The sequence below is a fragment of the Aminobacterium sp. UBA4987 genome (genome assembly GCF_002396985.1).
In the GTDB taxonomy this organism is placed as follows: Bacteria; Synergistota; Synergistia; order Synergistales; family Aminobacteriaceae; genus Aminobacterium; species Aminobacterium colombiense.
On sequence record NZ_DGZF01000009.1, the window covers coordinates 284,229 to 299,313 of the forward strand.

Genomic DNA, 15,085 nt, shown 5'->3' on the forward strand with positions numbered 1-15,085 from the left:
AACAAAAGAAGGGGCCCTTTTTAACGGGCCTCCTTCTGTTCTTAAACTATGCGCGGAGGGAGTATCCTCCAAAAAGCCTTTGCCACGTATCATCGTAAATCTTCTTGGGCGGCACCGAACGTCTGGCGAGACCCTCAGAAATGGCAGATTGCGCTACAGCTTCCGCTACACATGGGGCTGTTTCATCAGAAAAAAGGTCGGGCATAATGTGGTTCTCGTTCATTCGCCGTTTATCAACTACTCCTGAAACAGCCTTCGCGGCAGCCATGAGCACATTCTTATTGAGACCTGTAGCTCGAACGTCGAGAAGTCCCCGTACCAGCCCCGGATAAATGTGAAGGTTTGGCATTGGATTTTTGCATGAGGTAAGACCCATGGCTACTATCCGTGCCCCTGCTGATCGGGCTTCCTCTTCAGTTATTTCAGGGTAAGGCACCGAAAGAGGAAATACTATGGATGAAGAATTCATCCTTTTGATCTGGTCGCAGGAAAACTTTCCCCTGGAGGAAAGGCCAACATACACATCCGCGCCTTCAATTGCATCATCAAGGTTTCCCTTTAATCCCTCAGGATTGACCCGTTCTGACATACTCCGCTGAATAGAGTTCATAGAAGGATTTTGCGGACCGAGAATACCCTTGCTGTTCAGCAAGACAATGTTTTCGACCCCTACATAGAGAAGCATGTCAGTTACAGCAATACCAGCGGCGCCAGCCCCGTGTATGACAACTTTTATATCGCTTATTTTCTTGTCCACTACAGCTAAAGCATTTGTCAGAGCAGCTAAAACCACAGCGGAAGACCCTTGCTGATCGTCAGAAAAGACAGGTATTTCAATAGACTGCAGCGCTTTTACAACGTTAGATATATTTGGGCTCGACACGTCTTCTATATCAATAGCCCCGAAGGTAGGGGCCAGATGTTTTGCCGTTTCGATTATTTCCTCAGCGCTCTGAGCTTCAATACAAATAGGGATAGCACTTATATCTCCGAATTTTTTGAAAAGAAGACACTTCCCCTCAATAACAGGCAGCGCGGCGTGTGGGCCGATATTGCCCATTCCCAGGACAGATGTTCCGTCCGTAATCACCGCCAGGCGGTTGTTTCTCCCTGTGTATTCATAGGATCTGTCACGATCTTCCTGTATTTCTGCAGCAGCGTAAGCGCTTCCCTGAACGTAAGTTTCGGCAAGATCTTCTTCATTTCTGATGTTTACGGTGGGGTACATTTTTATTTTACCCCGAGCTCTCCGGTGCAATTCTAATGCTTTCTGCCGTTCCACAGTCACAAAAAGCCCCCCTTTGTAGAAAGCCTCTTACTTTTTTATTTAAAAAGAGGCAGCAACGCTTTAAATTCTGGAGTGCCAGACCGTTCCATTAACTGGTAGAGCACGGTTTCTGTCGGAACGACTATTGCTCCCATTTGTGTCATAGTTCTGAGGGCAAGGTCATGATTGTTCCTGTTGCGGCTTCCGCAGGCATCTGCGGCGACCCAGATGGTAAAACCTGCCTTGATCAGATCCATGACTGTTGCCAGAACACAAATGTGGCTCTCTATACCCCATAGGACAATCTGTTTTTTATCATTCTTTTCTAAAATATCGATGAATCCCTCTTCGTCGCAACAGGAAAAGGTCAATTTCTGAAAAGCGGTTTTTCCCTCAATTTTTTCGAGAAGCTGACGATCTGTGCTTCCCAATCCTTTGGGATACTGCTCTGTGTAAGTGAAGGGAACTTCTAACACTTTTGCTCCTTCTACAAGGCGGAGAGCGTTGGCTTTTATTTCTTCAAATCCATGTATTGCGGGGAGAAGGCGCTCCTGAAGGTCGATCATAAGAAACTGAGTGTTCTTACGAGATAGTTTCAAAGAAGTCATTTCGTTCCTCCTTGTGATAAAAATAATCTTTTATTTGTCAAAGTTTATTGTAATATAAATCGTGTAAACCTACACACTTTATGTTATGCTGTTCATCAACAATATGCAAAGGGTACTTTGGAGGTAGGGGAATGACCAAGCCTAACGGCGAAAACAAAAGGGAACAAGATCAGTGGACAGTAAGGGATGTACTTGTGGCCATGTCTGGAAAGGGATATCCCACCTATCTGCTGAAATTTATAACAGATGTCCAGTCTTGGATGGAAGACATACTGGCAGGAGAAGAATTAAGAGACAATGAAAGAGAAATATTGATGCCCTATCTTGAGGAGCCTTTTGAGGTGGATATGGATAACCTCTTCTCTCGCCTTGAGTGGGCCGAAGAATTTGTCGATGTCATCCCATCGATTCACAAACCTAAGGGGCATGACGATGCCATTGTGCTTGCCCTTGGTCCAGCGCAATTTGAGGATGGCATTCGCATGGCCATCGATTACGCATCTCTCTTTGGCCGGGACGTGTGCCAACGTGTATGGCTTGTCTGCGACAGCTATATGCTTTCCGACCTGCTGCGCTATTCTGCCCATATCAAGACCCTCTTCGGGCAGGGCGTGGTCTTCAGGTTTATTATGGTGACTCCATGGGGCTGGACAGAGATTCCAGTGGGAGACAGCACAAATCCCGGCGGTCGCTTAAATTGGCGTAACTTACGCAAGGGCTCCCAGGAAACATCAAATGGCAACAGCTCTGGCGGAGAGGACGACAGAGCTCATTAGGGGTTTGACGACCTCTTTGGGGCGTGATACAATCTCGCCGTTCGGGGCGTAGCGCAGCCTGGTAAGCGCGCCTGGTTCGGGACCAGGAGGTCGGAGGTTCGAATCCTCTCGCCCCGACCATATAGAAGAATGATCCTGGCTTTTTTGGCCAGGATTTTTTTATTATAACCACCAGTTAAGGGACAAAAAAGCAAATTGACTAATGCTGACTATTCTGCTAAAATCAGCCTTGGAGGGAAATAATTTGGCTATAGATAAAGTCGCAGTGAATAGAAAAGCCAGGCATGATTACTTTATACTTGACACCTTTGAGTGCGGCATTGTACTCACTGGTACAGAGATAAAGTCGGTGAGAGCCGGCAAGGTCAATTTAAAAGACAGCTTCGCTCTCATTCGAAATGGCGAAATGTGGCTTATTGGCGTACATATTTCCCCTTATGAGAAGGGAAGCTATTATAACCACGAACCAGAAAGGGATCGAAAGCTTCTTGTTCATAAAGCAGAGATAATACGACTGAACAGCAAAATTCGCGAAAAAGGCTTAACCCTCGTGCCGCTTTCCATCTATATAAAAAACGGTCAGCATGCAAAAATAGAGCTGGCACTGGTAAAGGGAAAGGCAGAACACGACAAGCGGGACACCATAGCGGAGCGAGATGCAAAACGATCTATGGCGAGAGCCTTGCGGCGAGAAGATAGAGAATAGGGGGGCGACTGGTTTCGACGGCAAGATGGAGGGTCTGGAAGAGCGGGTCGAGGACTCCGCAACCTCGTTAAACGGCGGAACAACAATAAACGTCAACAATAATAATTACGCACTGGCTGCTTAGTTCAGCCACGTCTTCAGTAGATTAGTCACCGGTCTGCTGACAGGCGTCATAATTAGGTGAATGCCTCGCAGAGAGTGCCTCTGGCTCTGTGAGAAAGATAAAGGGGCTAGGGAGCGCGGCATCCTGTTCCTGGGGGGCTGCATCCGACACTAAAACAGGAACTACACTCGTAGAGCTTCCACGGCTGGCCCTTGTCGGACCGGGGTTCAAGTCCCCGCGCCTCCACCAATTATAAAAGACAAACCCGTCTCTCCAGAGTAATTCTCTGGGTAGGCGGGTTTTCTTTCTTCATAAATTTTGGCCCTAGCTTGTGGCCGCTTTTAACGATTGTCTTAGGCTATCGTACGGTGCCGCCTTCACCGGACGTTTTTTAAAATCGCCTGCTACAGAGAAGCTTTCACTCAAAGCTGCGCCCTTGACCTTCCTCTTCATAGGTTACTCCGTCACGGATATGATAAATACGTTTAAAGGTGGGGATTATTTTTTCATCGTGGGTAACGACAATAACAGCAGTCTCGAACCTTTGGGCCATATCGTTCAAGATTCTGATGACCGCCAGCGCACGCTCACTATCAAGGGGGGCAGTCGGTTCATCGGCCAATATTACCGGAGGACGATTGACCAAACCGCGTGCAATGGCCACTCGTTGTTGTTCGCCACCAGAGAGTTGAGATGGCATAGCCTTGGCGCGGTGCTCCACATCAAGCGCTTTTAACAATTCTATTGCTTGTTGACGCGCTTCGGCGTTAGGTTTCCCCGCCAGCATAGGCAGCAGAGCGACGTTGTCGGTAACATCTAGGAAAGGGATCAGATACGGCGCTTGAAATACAAAGCCGATATGGTCACGACGTAGCGCGCGAAGATCTTTGACCTTCCAGCCATCGTGATAAATAATGTCATCTCCGAGCATCATTTGCCCAGCAGTCGGCTCTATCACAGCACCTAAGCATTTAAGCAACGTACTCTTGCCAGAACCTGAAGGTCCAATCAGCCCAACGACTTCCCCCGGCGCAACGTGCATGTTTACCATCTTCAAAGCGTCAACAGCAGTATCGCCGCTTCCATAGCGTTTTCTCAACCCTGAGATGCGAATGCCTTTACCAGTCATATTAACCTCCTATGGCTTCGGCTGGATCGACCTTAAGAGCGACACGAATGGCTATAATGCTCGACATGACGCAGATCATAATCACGGCGATAAAACCAAGAACTGAGTCGAGAGGCTCCAGCAGCACATATTTGGGAAAAATAGGTGCCATCAACAGAGTCGCCGAGATCTTCCCAACCACGAAACCGATCAAGCCCAAAGCAATAGACTGTTGTACAATCAAACCGACAATGGTGCGATTTTTTGTGCCGATCAGTTTTAACACGGCGATTTCCCTTATTTTGCCAAGTGTCAGCGTGTAGATGATGAAGGCGACAATAACCGAACTCACAATCGAAAGGATCACAAGAAACATCGCAATTTGCTTTGATGAGGTGGCGATCAGCTTGCCGACAAGAATTTCCTCCATCTGACTGCGAGTGTAGACCGTCAAGCGCTTCCAGCGGCGGATCGATTCAGCGACTTCTTCTGGGTCATGACCTGTTTCAACCCGCACCAAAATAGCGTTGACGTAAGGGTTAATGCTTTGCGAGGCAATAACCGCATCAAGCAAAGCAGGCACTCCGGGCTGGTTGAAAGCTGGGTTTTCAGCTGTTCGTCGGCGCTGTTCTCGTATGGCATCGTTATTCTTTAGAAACTGGGCTTCCTGAGCATCTTTAAGCGGAATAAACACCATGGGATCACCATTGGAAGAAACCATCCTTCTAGTCAGTCCAATCACGGTGTATTGGTTACGTCGAATCTGGATGTGTTCACCAAGTTTAAATCCCGAGGCGATATCGGCAACGGCCTCGTAATGGCTCCGGGTGATCTGACGTCCTGCTACGAGATAAGGCGGCCAGCCTGGTGTTCCTGGTTCTCCGGGTGCGATGCCGGTAACCATGACGCGTACATCTCTTGCTTCTTTGCGTACTTGCATGGTGAGGTAGGTGATGTTCGCTGTCTGATCCACGCCCTGCATGCCTCGTATCCCGCGCCAGGTGTCATCGTAGATGCTTGATGATTCAGCGTAAGGACCAAGCGTGTCCTTTTGTACCACCCAGAGATCAGCACCGCTGTTGTCGAGTAGTACCTTAGCGTCATCCACCATGCCGCGATAGATGCCAGCCATGGATAGAGTAACGCCGATCAGCAGGCCAAGCCCCATGGCGGTAAAGACGAACTTTCCCCAGGAGTGCATAATGTCGCGACCTGCCAAATTGATCATTGTGTCACCCCTGGAATATGGTCAACAATGTGAATTCGGCTGTGTTCATTCAATGGGTTTTCGCTGTAGATCACTACCTGGTCGCCAATTTTGAGTCCTTCTCGTACCTGTACGCGGCCCTCCAAATCAGCGATCCCTAGTGAAACTGGTGTAAAGCGAAGATCACCATCTATAACCTGCCACACGCCCAATCTGCCATCAATGTGATGGATAGCGGCATTAGAGATAACTGGCGCTGCCGCAAGCGTTGGCAGGGTAATCGTGACCTCGGCCAGTTCACCAATTGGTGGCATCGGATCAGGAATTTGATCAAATACAACTTTGGCCAATACTTCCTCAGTAACTACGTCTGCCAATGGTTCGACTCGCAGAACACGCCCTGTCTGCATTTCTCCCGCCTGGGAACGTAACCTGATCTGGGCTGATAAACCGGCGGCGAGACCACGCGCTCGAATTTGATCGAAGCGGACATTGACCCACAGTGAGTACGGGTCGATCAGTTCTACGACAGCCTGGCCAGCAACTACGGTGGTTCCAGGATCGGCATCACGTGATACGATCAATCCGTCAACTGGTGCAATCAGAGACAAATTGCTGCGCTGCGCCTCTAATGCCTCTCGCTCGGAACGTACACGAGATAGCTCCTCACGTGCCCCAGTCAGCGTTGCTTCCGCAACCAACAGTTCTTGTCGTTTAGCGTCTGCCACCTCTTCACTGGTGTAACCCGCTTTAAGTAACTGCTCGTAACGTAAAGCTTGTGTCTTCGCATAATTCTTACGCACCTGCGCCTCTCTTATTTGAGCATTCGCTCGCTTCAGAGTGGCATCTTGAGCCTTGATACGTCCATCAAGATCTACCGGATCCATTTCGCCAAGCACTTGCCCCGCCTTCACATGCTCACCTACGTGTACATCCAAACTTTTGACCCGGCCCGCAAACGTTGGGCCAATCTTGTAAGTGTAACGAGCCTCAATGGTTCCGATGCCGAATAGTGCTGGTGAAAGGCTTTTATTCTCGACTGTGGTCAACACAATTGATACAGGAGCAAGTGGCCCCGAGCGAAAGGCTACATAGACAAAAAGCGCAAACAGAGGCACAAGTATAGATATCAGTGCCAGTGTACGTATTTTGATAGGCAATCTTTTCATAGTGCACTCCTTATGCCCCGCTGGTAGATGGCAAAAACTTTCGGAGCATTGCGGCGCATATGGCTCACATCTCCAGCTATCAACGATTGCATGACCAATCCTTGAATAGAGCCTATGAAGAGAGTAGCCGCAGCTTCGCTATCAAGCTTTTCGTCAAGCTCGCCACAGTTTTTTCCTTGTTCAAACAAATGATTGAGGCGCTCTTTATAACGCAGAGTGAGTGTTTGTGCCATCTGCTTAGGGGCAGTTTCTTCAGAACGTTGCAATTCACTAAATAACATACGTGGAATACCGGGATGCTCTGTTATAAAACCTACATGCGCCATAAACATGCTTTCAAGTGCGCCAAGAGGGGAGGATTTTGCGTCTACCGCCTTTTCGATGCGAGACATTAACCGTTCGGCTACCCATTCCATAACTGCTTGCAAGATAGCATCCTTGTTTGGAAAATGGCGAAAAAGAGCACCCTGAGTCAATCCCATGCGGTTGGCTATGGCAGCTGTGGTAATTTCGCTCGGATTCTGTTCCCCAGCCAACTCGACTACTGCTTCTACCGTCATCGCTCTTCGTTTCTCTTTAGAAAGATATTTGTTTGATGAACTCATATAAACCTCCACAAAGAAAGTAATCAATTACTATCTTTTACCATAAGAAGTGATTTGTCAACCGTTTTTTTAAACTATTAATGCTAAAGGGTGGTCTTCTTTACAACCCGCTCTGCACTTTTAGTCTTCAACTCATCTCCATTTCTTTCAGTCAGCGGGATAGCATTTTGAGCACGGAGTATAGCCTTTCGCTTTTGCTTCCCCAAGCAAAACTTTCGGTTTTGGTGAGATTGTACCGTTTATTGTAGGAGCGTGGCTTCAAGAGTTGGTGTCGATATGTGGACTTTCAGTCGAGGTTTATGGCAATATTATTGAGTTTATTCTGGTGTTGTGTGGTTGTTTTTTGATTCAGCTTTCTCAAATCCCCTCGTCTCACCAGATAGAGCTCTGTCGTTGATCAAGGTCGTGCGATAATCTTTGCAATAGCGGTTTTTTGTTAGGTGACTTTTGCAAACGGTGAGTGGGGCAATATGGATTGTAAGGGCATGGAATACCTTGACGCAGATTACCTGCCAGCAGCGCAGAACCTATGCAAATAAGGAGGCTTTCATGATTATTCGGGAAATACAAGCCAAGAGCATTCTTTCAGCCTCAAAAATCTACCCCTATGTCATCAACCCCTATGTCGGTTGTCAGCATGCCTGCACCTACTGCTACGCCCGGTATATGAAAAAGTTCACTGGTCACAATGAACCTTGGGGTGCGTTTGTTGATGTGAAGGTTAATGCTGCAGAGTTGCTGCAGAAAGAGATATGTAAGAAAAAGAAGGCGACAGTCTGGATTAGTGGCGTCTGTGACCCATATCAGCCCTTAGAGAGAAGATACAAGCTCACGAGGCAATGTTTGCAGATATTGGTTCGCGAAGACTGGCCTGTAGTGATTCAGACCCGCTCTCCATTGGTCCTCAGGGATATGGACATCCTCAGAGGAGCAAAAAATATAGAAGTAGGGTTCTCCATAACGACCGCAGATGACTGTATAAGAAAATTGTTTGAACCAGCTGCGCCGTCTATACCTGAGCGAATAAACGCTCTTGTAGAATTACATCGGCAGGGAATCCGGACCTATGCGATGATTGCTCCACTTCTTCCGGGTGCGGAAAAACTGATTAACCTGCTGACTGGGACTGTTGATTACATTTTGGTGGATCGTATGAACTACCACTATGCAGACTTTGTCTATAAGAAATATGGTTTAGAAGAGTATATGACAGAGGAATATTTCACCCGGGTAAGCCAGCAGATCAGGTCTGATTGCTTTCGTTTGGGTATTGAGTGCTCGGTAGTGTTCTAAAAGCTGTGCAACGGGCAAGATACGTTTACAGTGTGTGGTTTCAGATCTATGACTGCGATATTACAAATGAACATGGGTGACCATCTTCAAATTATTTAAATTTGCTATCTAAAATTTTCGGTCTTCAGTTCTTTCATATCTGTCCGCGCCGATAAGTTCTTTTGCCTTTTCTTCGAGGGCTGCATTTTGTCGAGGAACAGGTTGGTCAGACGTTACTGCTCACATCATTCAAACAACTTCGATAGATCAACCTTTCCCCAATTGGAATATCCGTAGCTTCGGAAGTACACGACCATGTCTTCGGGAACTGTGATTACCTGGATGACCGTACCGAAAGGCGGCATATAGAGTGCCGCTCCTCCGTCTTCAATCTTTTTGTTCATCATATCTTTGACCATGTCGAGGGTAACACCCGATTGCCATTGGGGGGAAGCGAACAAGCGGTCCAGATTCAATTGTCGATCGTCGTACTGTCCATCGGGAATCTCCACAACCCACCCTTTCCATTCGAGGGGAGTTGGGCGGGCAAAGTTGTTCAGCGCGTAGAGGGCACCATTTTGCTGTTCAAGCACGCGGAATCCAAAAGTGGGAATCTCTACAGATACGGCCCTTTGTTTATCGGCCACCTGAATGATGGAAGACTGGTCAAGTTTAGCCTCTTGCAACCCCCGGACCATTGCTTCCAGCGTACCGTTCTCATGAATCAGGTCGAAAAGTTTCGTAACAACAAAGGTACCATCAGGATTTATGCCTGGATCAGATGCCCCGCCATTGTTCATTTCTACAAATACTCCTGACTCGTTAAATGCTGTTTCAACGTACACCTGCCCGATTGGTCGGATATTGGCAAAACTCTGGCCCTCCTCAGGATTAAACACCACACAGGCAAGGTGTTTGAGATATGGTCGCATGGCATCGGGGGTCATGTCCCAGTTACGGGCGAAGTACAGTTTGCCGTCTGCGGTTCTGGGTGATGAAACTGCAATGCCGCTGCATGCCCTATTCTCGTTTTGGCCTGGGAGGTTCATGAATTCGAATTCCGGCAACGTATAAAAAGATCCATCAAGCAGTATATGTTCTTCCAAAGTAAGCCCTGATGTTTCAGCCATGCCCGCTAAGAGCTCCTTCATGGGCAGTGAGTATCCTGAATATATTTCGTAAATGCCAGAGATCTGTTTCTTGCAGAGGCCTCTTTTCTCCATGTCGGCTACGATGGAATGGTGAAATTCCTGCAAATTCTTGAAAACCAGAGCGCCGTACTGGCGCCCCATCTGATGCCACGACCCGTTCAGTTGGAGAACGGAATAGCGACCGGTTTCAGTCACGTATGCCCGCCCCCCCTCAAACTCATCGATGAAAATAAGCGCTTCTTTATTTTGAGAGGCTTCCCCCCCATAGGCTGGGGGTAAAAAAGTGTGCAGTGGTGTGAAGGCGTCCATCAATACAAAAGAAAAAAGCAGGATACAGAATATTACGCGCCGTATCATGGAAATGCGAGTGTTCATAAATAATGCCTCCCTTTCAAGTAGTAAGTAATCTTAATTGACCATCTCGCTGAACTACCGCTGTCAGGCATAAATTCATAATAATTTTCTTTTGGCAACGGCACCTTGATACACAAAAAGCATCTAGCTTTGATAGTAACGCATAAAAAGTGCGCTTCTTCTTTTGAAGATATTGTTCCTTTTGTAAAAATAGTGTGGTTAAATTTAGTTGCATAAATTTTATTTGTTGTTTATATTAACACAAATATTGTGCTTTTTTGTGTTAGTATTCCAGATGTGATGCGGCTAATCTGCTAAAAATAGAAATAGAAATTGTATAGGCTATGGGAAAAACGTTGCGTCTGCACTGAGAGAAGAAGAGTTACATTATGAAAAAGTATTTAGCGCATGGATTTTGGGTTGTGGTCTTTCCGAACAAGAACGCCCCATAAGTAATTTATAACGAGAGACTTGAAGTGCCTTTTTGTGCCAAGCTTAATAGGGCAAACTTGTTCAGTAAGGCTGTGCTTTTTCTCTGTCATATGAATTGTTGGTTGCTGTTATTCTTTATTTGGGCTCATTTGCTTATTCGGCATCCGCAAAAGTCTGGTGATTTTCTAGAAAGCTTCAAGAAGGCTTCAAGAAGGCTTCAAGAAGGCTTTTCTGTTGGTAGTTTTGCTCAGAGCCAAGTATTCATAGGCTTTTCGTACCTTGGTAGCAGATTAGCTCTGTGTCAGGAGCCAGGTAATCTGCAAAATTTCATTATCATAATGTAGAGGAGTGGTAAATATGAAACGGCTTTTTGTATTAGCACTTAGTATCGTTATGTTGACATGTGGAATGGCTTTTGCGGCAACGGAAATTAAAATGGCCTATACAGGTCCCGCAGATGCCGAGAACAACGGTCTGCACCTTTACGCTGTCAATTTTAAGAAATTTGTCGAAGAAGGAACAAAGGGAGAAATTACTCTAAAACTCTTCCCTGATAGCCAGCTTGGAAACGAAGAAGAACGAATTGAACTTATGTCCAAACAGGGGATGAATCAGCCACTGTTCAACCTTGCGTCCTTTGCTGGTGTTGCCCCCGTTTTCCCTGAGATTTATGCGTCGGCTGTCCCCTTTATGTTCGATAGTTATAAGGCCGCTCATTACTTCTTTGACGAGGGCGAATATTGGGCAAAGGCCAAAGAAGAATTCCAGAAGAGAAGCAGCATTGTTTTGCTTGAAGCGGTTGAAGAAGGCGGATTCCTTGCTTTCACGAACAATAAAAAAGAAATCAAGAGAGCAGAAGACTTTAAGAATCTGAAGTTCCGCGGCATGGATGAGGGACAGGTTGCGCTTTTCGAGGCCTTTGGTGCCAGCGGTACGCCGATTCCATGGACTGAAATATACATGGCACTCAAAACTGGCGTGGTTGACGGACAAATGAACCCAGCAGTGTACATTAAGATGGGAAGCCTCTTTGAAGTTCAGAATTACCTCACTCTCGCAAATATCCAGTATTCTGACCAGTTCCTCGTTGCAAATGGCGATATGTGGAACGGATTTTCCCCCGAAGTCAGAGAAATTATCACTGAAGCCGCTAAAAAGGCGAATGCGCTGAACAGGGTGGCCATGGAAGAGCAGGATGCATCTTATGTCCAGTTCCTTGTAGATAAAGGGATGAAAGCTTATGCTCCTAACCCTGAAGAAATGGATTCTTTCCGTAACATAGGCCAGCCCGCTTTTGCGAAGTGGCTAAGTGACAAGATGAGCAAGGAGTGGATAGACCTCGCCCTTGAGAGTGCGAAGGTTGCCAACGAAAAAGCAAAGGAGTAATAAATTTCATGACGGATTTTACCCAGAAACCAGGGGTATCCGTTTGGATCTCAAGACTGGAACGCCTCAGCGCCTGGGGCGCTGTGGCGTTCCTCACTCTTACGATCACGGATATTCTGTTTGGTATATTCCAACGATATATTACTGGAAGTTCCATGATATGGACTGAGGAAGTGGCGCGTTTTTCGCTCTTATGGCTGGTTATGCTAGGTGCATGTGGTGCCTTTTTGCACGGTGACCACATGACGATTGATTTTGTTACCAAAAAGTTGCCATTAGCATTGCAGAAAGTAATGTCGCGATTGCTTTTTCTTATAACAGTGGGGATGCTGTGTCTTTTAATGTACCTTAGCTACCAAAATGCCATGGGTATGTCACACATGAAAACCATGGCCCTCAATATCCCCAAAACCTACCCGCTCCTATCGATTCCCGTAGGTTTTTTCTTCTTGCTTATAGCTGTTGTATTTAAGCATCTTTCCTTTGCTTCATCGCATATGTGCGAGGATGCTGAGAAGGAGGTCTCCCTATAATATGAGTTTGATAATGCTGGGTTCTTTCTTCATATTAATGTTTTCGGGGTTGCCATTGTATTTAGCCTTGGTTACCACAGCACTTACCGGCATAATAGCCTTAGGAGACTGGTCTTTGATCCGTGTGCTTGCACAACAATTCTATGGAGGCATGGACTCCTTTGCTTTGATGGCCATACCATTCTTTGTTCTTACAGGCATTCTGATGAATAAATCGGGATTGACGGATCGCCTGATGGAATTTAGCCGACTACTTGTGGGGTCTGTCCGTGGAGGGTTAGGCTACGTTAATGTTGTAGCAGGAATAGTTTTAGCTGGTGTAAATGGTTCGGCGGCAGCTGATGCCTCCGCGCTAGGAACGCTTCTTATACCGGCTATGATCAAGGATGGTTTTTCTCCTCCATATGCTGCAGGGTTGACAGCTGGCAGCTCGCTCATAGGTCCGATTATCCCGCCGAGCGTTTTCATGATTATCTACGCCTCAATGACCAATACTTCCATTGGCGGACTTTTTGCGGCTGGTGTTCTCCCTGGGCTTCTTTTGGGAGCAGCCTTTATGGTCATGAACTATTTCTACTCCCGTAAGAACAATATGCCAATACTGGATTCTAAGGCGATTCGCGCCAATGCTAGGGCAACACTCAAAAGATCCTTTTGCGCCATTTTAGCCCCCGTCATTATTATCGGTGGAATAGTGACTGGCATAGTGACGCCCACTGAGTCTGGAGCATTAGCTGTCGCATATTGCCTTGTTGTAGGGGTTTTCTTTACCCGAGGGTTAACCTTGAAGGGTATTTGGGAATCGCTTTATGAAACTGCCCGGTTAACAAGTTCCATCTTCCTCATTATGGGTGCAGCAACTGTTATCGGATGGCTCCTTAAGTGGGATCAGGTGCCCCAGCGCTTTGCCACATTCCTTACCCAGAGCGGACTTGTTCAGAGTCCTTTTCTGCTAATGGTCGTGTTCTCAGCCATAATCTTCCCCATCGGCATGTTCATGGAGGAAGTTTCTACATTGTCGCTGCTGACGCCAATTTTCGCTCCGCTAGCGATAAAGGCTGGAATAGATCCCCTTCATTTTGGAGTGGTGATGACGCTCAATGTAACGATAGCGCTGATAACGCCTCCCATGGGAGCATGCAATTATATTGTTGCCGCTATTGGTCGCGTTAAACTCTCGGATGTGTTTATTCACATCTGGCCCTTCATCGGTGTTTCCATGCTTGTGTTGTTAATAATCATCACATTTCCGCCGATTACGACCTTCATACCGCGGCTGCTTGGTCTTTAGGAGGGAAAGTTGTGTATGATAAACCTATTTCGCAGTTTGATTTTTCCTTTGCCAAAGCATATACCGTTCCTATAGTGGAAAATGGGGAGCCAGTTGTCCCTGTAGGTCTCTGCCCTGACTGTGTTGTTGTGTTGCAGCAGTATTACCTTGAGGGCATCAAAGGAGCACTCCCTGAGGCCTATCTTCGTGAAGAAGTTTTTCGAAGATTAGTATCGGCTGCCAGAAATCTGCCAACAGGTTATCGGCTCGTCCTTTTCGATGGCTGGAGGCCCGTCAAGCTCCAGAAAGGCCTCTTTTTTGCCTATGTAGAAAGACTTCGCTCTGAATATCCAGATGCCTCAGAGGAAACCTTGCAGGAAAAGGCTTCAAAATTCGTGGCACTTCCGTCGAAGGACCCAGCACGCCCTTCTCCCCACCTTACAGGTGGAGCAGTGGATTGTACTATCGCTGATGAGAACGGCATAATGCTCGACATGGGAGCTGACTTTGACGAAACATCTGATCGCTCAAAATCCCGATGGTTGGAAGATCGCCTCGAAGCCGGTGAAACTCTTTCAGAAAGAGAACAGGTTATATTGCGCAATCGGCGAATGCTACACGCGGTTATGGAGAAGGCAGGTTTTACAAACTATCCAGAGGAATGGTGGCATTTCGACTATGGCAATCAGGTTTGGGCGTTGATTACTGGGGCAAAAAACGCAATTTACGGGCCAGCTTCCCCGCGATTTGCGTGGAGAACCCCATAATTTTTGTCGTAGAAGTAAATATTGGTATCAGTTCTGGAGAAAACTTTTACTATAAAGGCTTAATAGCCCTACATGTTTTTCCTCCTTCAGTTTTGCGAACGCAACTGAAGGAGGACTTTTTTGTAATGCTGTTACATGTTTTTTTCTCCCCCGAACTTGGATGTTACGTAATCTGTTCAATTTAGCCCTTTTTGAAGTGGCAATGTCTTTAGATTCCGGTTGTATCAATTTTTAACAACCAAGTGCAACATCACAGTTCAGGAAACAAGTTAATAAATCGCAATTTCTAATCTCTATTATCTGTTAGAATGAAATGGATCTTGTTTTCTGGAATCAGATGTAAACATATTTCCCTGGGGATTGGAAGATAA

At 46.6% G+C, this 15,085-nt stretch carries 14 protein-coding genes, 1 tRNA gene and 1 other RNA gene; 9 read left to right on the top strand and 7 right to left on the bottom strand.

Annotation, left to right across the window (positions count from 1 at the left end; genetic code table 11):
* Positions 1–46: 46 nt before the first annotated feature.
* Positions 47–1,288: an NAD(P)-dependent malic enzyme gene (locus B2U56_RS05435; protein ID WP_286952695.1), complete on the bottom strand. Its 1,242-nt coding sequence runs from the start codon at positions 1,286–1,288 to the stop codon at positions 47–49.
* Positions 1,289–1,323: 35 nt separating this feature from the next.
* A complete protein-coding gene (locus B2U56_RS05440; RefSeq protein ID WP_013048732.1) occupies positions 1,324–1,875 on the bottom strand; it encodes a hydrolase in 552 nt (183 codons plus the stop codon).
* A 131-nt stretch (positions 1,876–2,006) separates the two neighbouring features.
* On the opposite strand from B2U56_RS05440, the gene B2U56_RS05445 reads away from it, so the two are divergent.
* The 4 genes from B2U56_RS05445 (at position 2,007) to ssrA (ending at position 3,709) form a co-directional block, all read left to right on the top strand.
* Positions 2,007–2,651 carry a hypothetical protein gene (locus B2U56_RS05445; RefSeq protein ID WP_286952696.1) on the top strand — a complete coding sequence of 215 codons (645 nt, stop codon included), beginning with the start codon at positions 2,007–2,009 and terminating at the stop codon, positions 2,649–2,651.
* 42 nt (positions 2,652–2,693) lie between these two features.
* Positions 2,694–2,771, top strand: a tRNA-Pro gene (locus tag B2U56_RS05450).
* A gap of 124 nt (positions 2,772–2,895) precedes the next feature.
* Positions 2,896–3,357, top strand: coding sequence for an SsrA-binding protein SmpB (gene smpB, locus B2U56_RS05455; protein ID WP_013048730.1), 462 nt, complete (start codon positions 2,896–2,898; stop codon positions 3,355–3,357).
* Positions 3,358–3,709, top strand: a transfer-messenger RNA (tmRNA) gene (gene ssrA / locus B2U56_RS05460).
* Between the two features lie 169 nt (positions 3,710–3,878).
* Here the strand turns inward: ssrA and B2U56_RS05465 are convergent.
* The 4 genes from B2U56_RS05465 to B2U56_RS05480 are packed head-to-tail and all read right to left on the bottom strand — an operon-like array spanning position 3,879 to position 7,549.
* The gene (locus tag B2U56_RS05465; RefSeq protein WP_213691882.1) at positions 3,879–4,589 is read right to left on the bottom strand and encodes an ABC transporter ATP-binding protein; all 711 of its coding nucleotides are present in this window, start codon (positions 4,587–4,589) and stop codon (positions 3,879–3,881) included.
* Between the two features lies 1 nt (position 4,590).
* Entirely contained in the window at positions 4,591–5,796 is a 1,206-nt protein-coding gene (locus B2U56_RS05470; RefSeq protein WP_286952697.1) for an ABC transporter permease, read from the bottom strand.
* The gene (locus tag B2U56_RS05475; RefSeq protein WP_286952698.1) at positions 5,793–6,944 is read right to left on the bottom strand and encodes an efflux RND transporter periplasmic adaptor subunit; all 1,152 of its coding nucleotides are present in this window, start codon (positions 6,942–6,944) and stop codon (positions 5,793–5,795) included. The genes B2U56_RS05470 and B2U56_RS05475 overlap by 4 nt, the downstream gene beginning before the upstream one ends.
* Positions 6,941–7,549: a TetR/AcrR family transcriptional regulator gene (locus tag B2U56_RS05480; RefSeq protein ID WP_286952699.1), complete on the bottom strand. Its 609-nt coding sequence runs from the start codon at positions 7,547–7,549 to the stop codon at positions 6,941–6,943. The genes B2U56_RS05475 and B2U56_RS05480 overlap by 4 nt, the downstream gene beginning before the upstream one ends.
* Positions 7,550–8,098: 549 nt before the next feature.
* On the opposite strand from B2U56_RS05480, the gene B2U56_RS05485 reads away from it, so the two are divergent.
* Positions 8,099–8,842 carry an SPL family radical SAM protein gene (locus tag B2U56_RS05485; RefSeq protein ID WP_286952700.1) on the top strand — a complete coding sequence of 248 codons (744 nt, stop codon included), beginning with the start codon at positions 8,099–8,101 and terminating at the stop codon, positions 8,840–8,842.
* A gap of 224 nt (positions 8,843–9,066) precedes the next feature.
* Here B2U56_RS05485 and B2U56_RS05490 read toward each other — a convergent pair whose 3' ends face one another.
* Positions 9,067–10,347 carry a C45 family autoproteolytic acyltransferase/hydolase gene (locus B2U56_RS05490; protein ID WP_286952701.1) on the bottom strand — a complete coding sequence of 427 codons (1,281 nt, stop codon included), beginning with the start codon at positions 10,345–10,347 and terminating at the stop codon, positions 9,067–9,069.
* Between the two features lie 768 nt (positions 10,348–11,115).
* On the opposite strand from B2U56_RS05490, the gene dctP reads away from it, so the two are divergent.
* The 4 genes from dctP to B2U56_RS05510 are packed head-to-tail and all read left to right on the top strand — an operon-like array spanning position 11,116 to position 14,714.
* The gene (gene dctP / locus B2U56_RS05495) at positions 11,116–12,144 is read left to right on the top strand and encodes a TRAP transporter substrate-binding protein DctP (RefSeq protein ID WP_286952702.1); all 1,029 of its coding nucleotides are present in this window, start codon (positions 11,116–11,118) and stop codon (positions 12,142–12,144) included.
* 8 nt (positions 12,145–12,152) lie between these two features.
* Positions 12,153–12,677, top strand: coding sequence for a TRAP transporter small permease (locus B2U56_RS05500; RefSeq protein WP_286952703.1), 525 nt, complete (start codon positions 12,153–12,155; stop codon positions 12,675–12,677).
* A 1-nt stretch (position 12,678) separates the two neighbouring features.
* Positions 12,679–13,968 carry a TRAP transporter large permease gene (locus tag B2U56_RS05505; RefSeq protein ID WP_286952704.1) on the top strand — a complete coding sequence of 430 codons (1,290 nt, stop codon included), beginning with the start codon at positions 12,679–12,681 and terminating at the stop codon, positions 13,966–13,968.
* Positions 13,969–13,979: 11 nt separating this feature from the next.
* Positions 13,980–14,714, top strand: a complete 735-nt coding sequence (locus tag B2U56_RS05510; protein WP_286952705.1) for a M15 family metallopeptidase — start codon at positions 13,980–13,982, stop codon at positions 14,712–14,714.
* Positions 14,715–15,085 lie beyond the last annotated feature (371 nt).

Bases quoted from the DNA above. Each gene is read 5' to 3' on its own strand.
- B2U56_RS05470 (WP_286952697.1), bottom strand. From the start codon at position 5,796: ATGATCAATTTGGCAGGTCGCGACATTATGCACTCCTGGGGAAAGTTC.
- B2U56_RS05505 (WP_286952704.1), top strand. From the start codon at position 12,679: ATGAGTTTGATAATGCTGGGTTCTTTCTTCATATTAATGTTTTCGGGG.
- B2U56_RS05465 (WP_213691882.1), bottom strand. From the start codon at position 4,589: ATGACTGGTAAAGGCATTCGCATCTCAGGGTTGAGAAAACGCTATGGA.
- B2U56_RS05490 (WP_286952701.1), bottom strand. From the start codon at position 10,347: ATGAACACTCGCATTTCCATGATACGGCGCGTAATATTCTGTATCCTG.
- B2U56_RS05475 (WP_286952698.1), bottom strand. From the start codon at position 6,944: ATGAAAAGATTGCCTATCAAAATACGTACACTGGCACTGATATCTATA.
- B2U56_RS05440 (WP_013048732.1), bottom strand. From the start codon at position 1,875: ATGACTTCTTTGAAACTATCTCGTAAGAACACTCAGTTTCTTATGATC.
- B2U56_RS05445 (WP_286952696.1), top strand. From the start codon at position 2,007: ATGACCAAGCCTAACGGCGAAAACAAAAGGGAACAAGATCAGTGGACA.
- B2U56_RS05500 (WP_286952703.1), top strand. From the start codon at position 12,153: ATGACGGATTTTACCCAGAAACCAGGGGTATCCGTTTGGATCTCAAGA.
- dctP (WP_286952702.1), top strand. From the start codon at position 11,116: ATGAAACGGCTTTTTGTATTAGCACTTAGTATCGTTATGTTGACATGT.
- B2U56_RS05480 (WP_286952699.1), bottom strand. From the start codon at position 7,549: ATGAGTTCATCAAACAAATATCTTTCTAAAGAGAAACGAAGAGCGATG.
- B2U56_RS05485 (WP_286952700.1), top strand. From the start codon at position 8,099: ATGATTATTCGGGAAATACAAGCCAAGAGCATTCTTTCAGCCTCAAAA.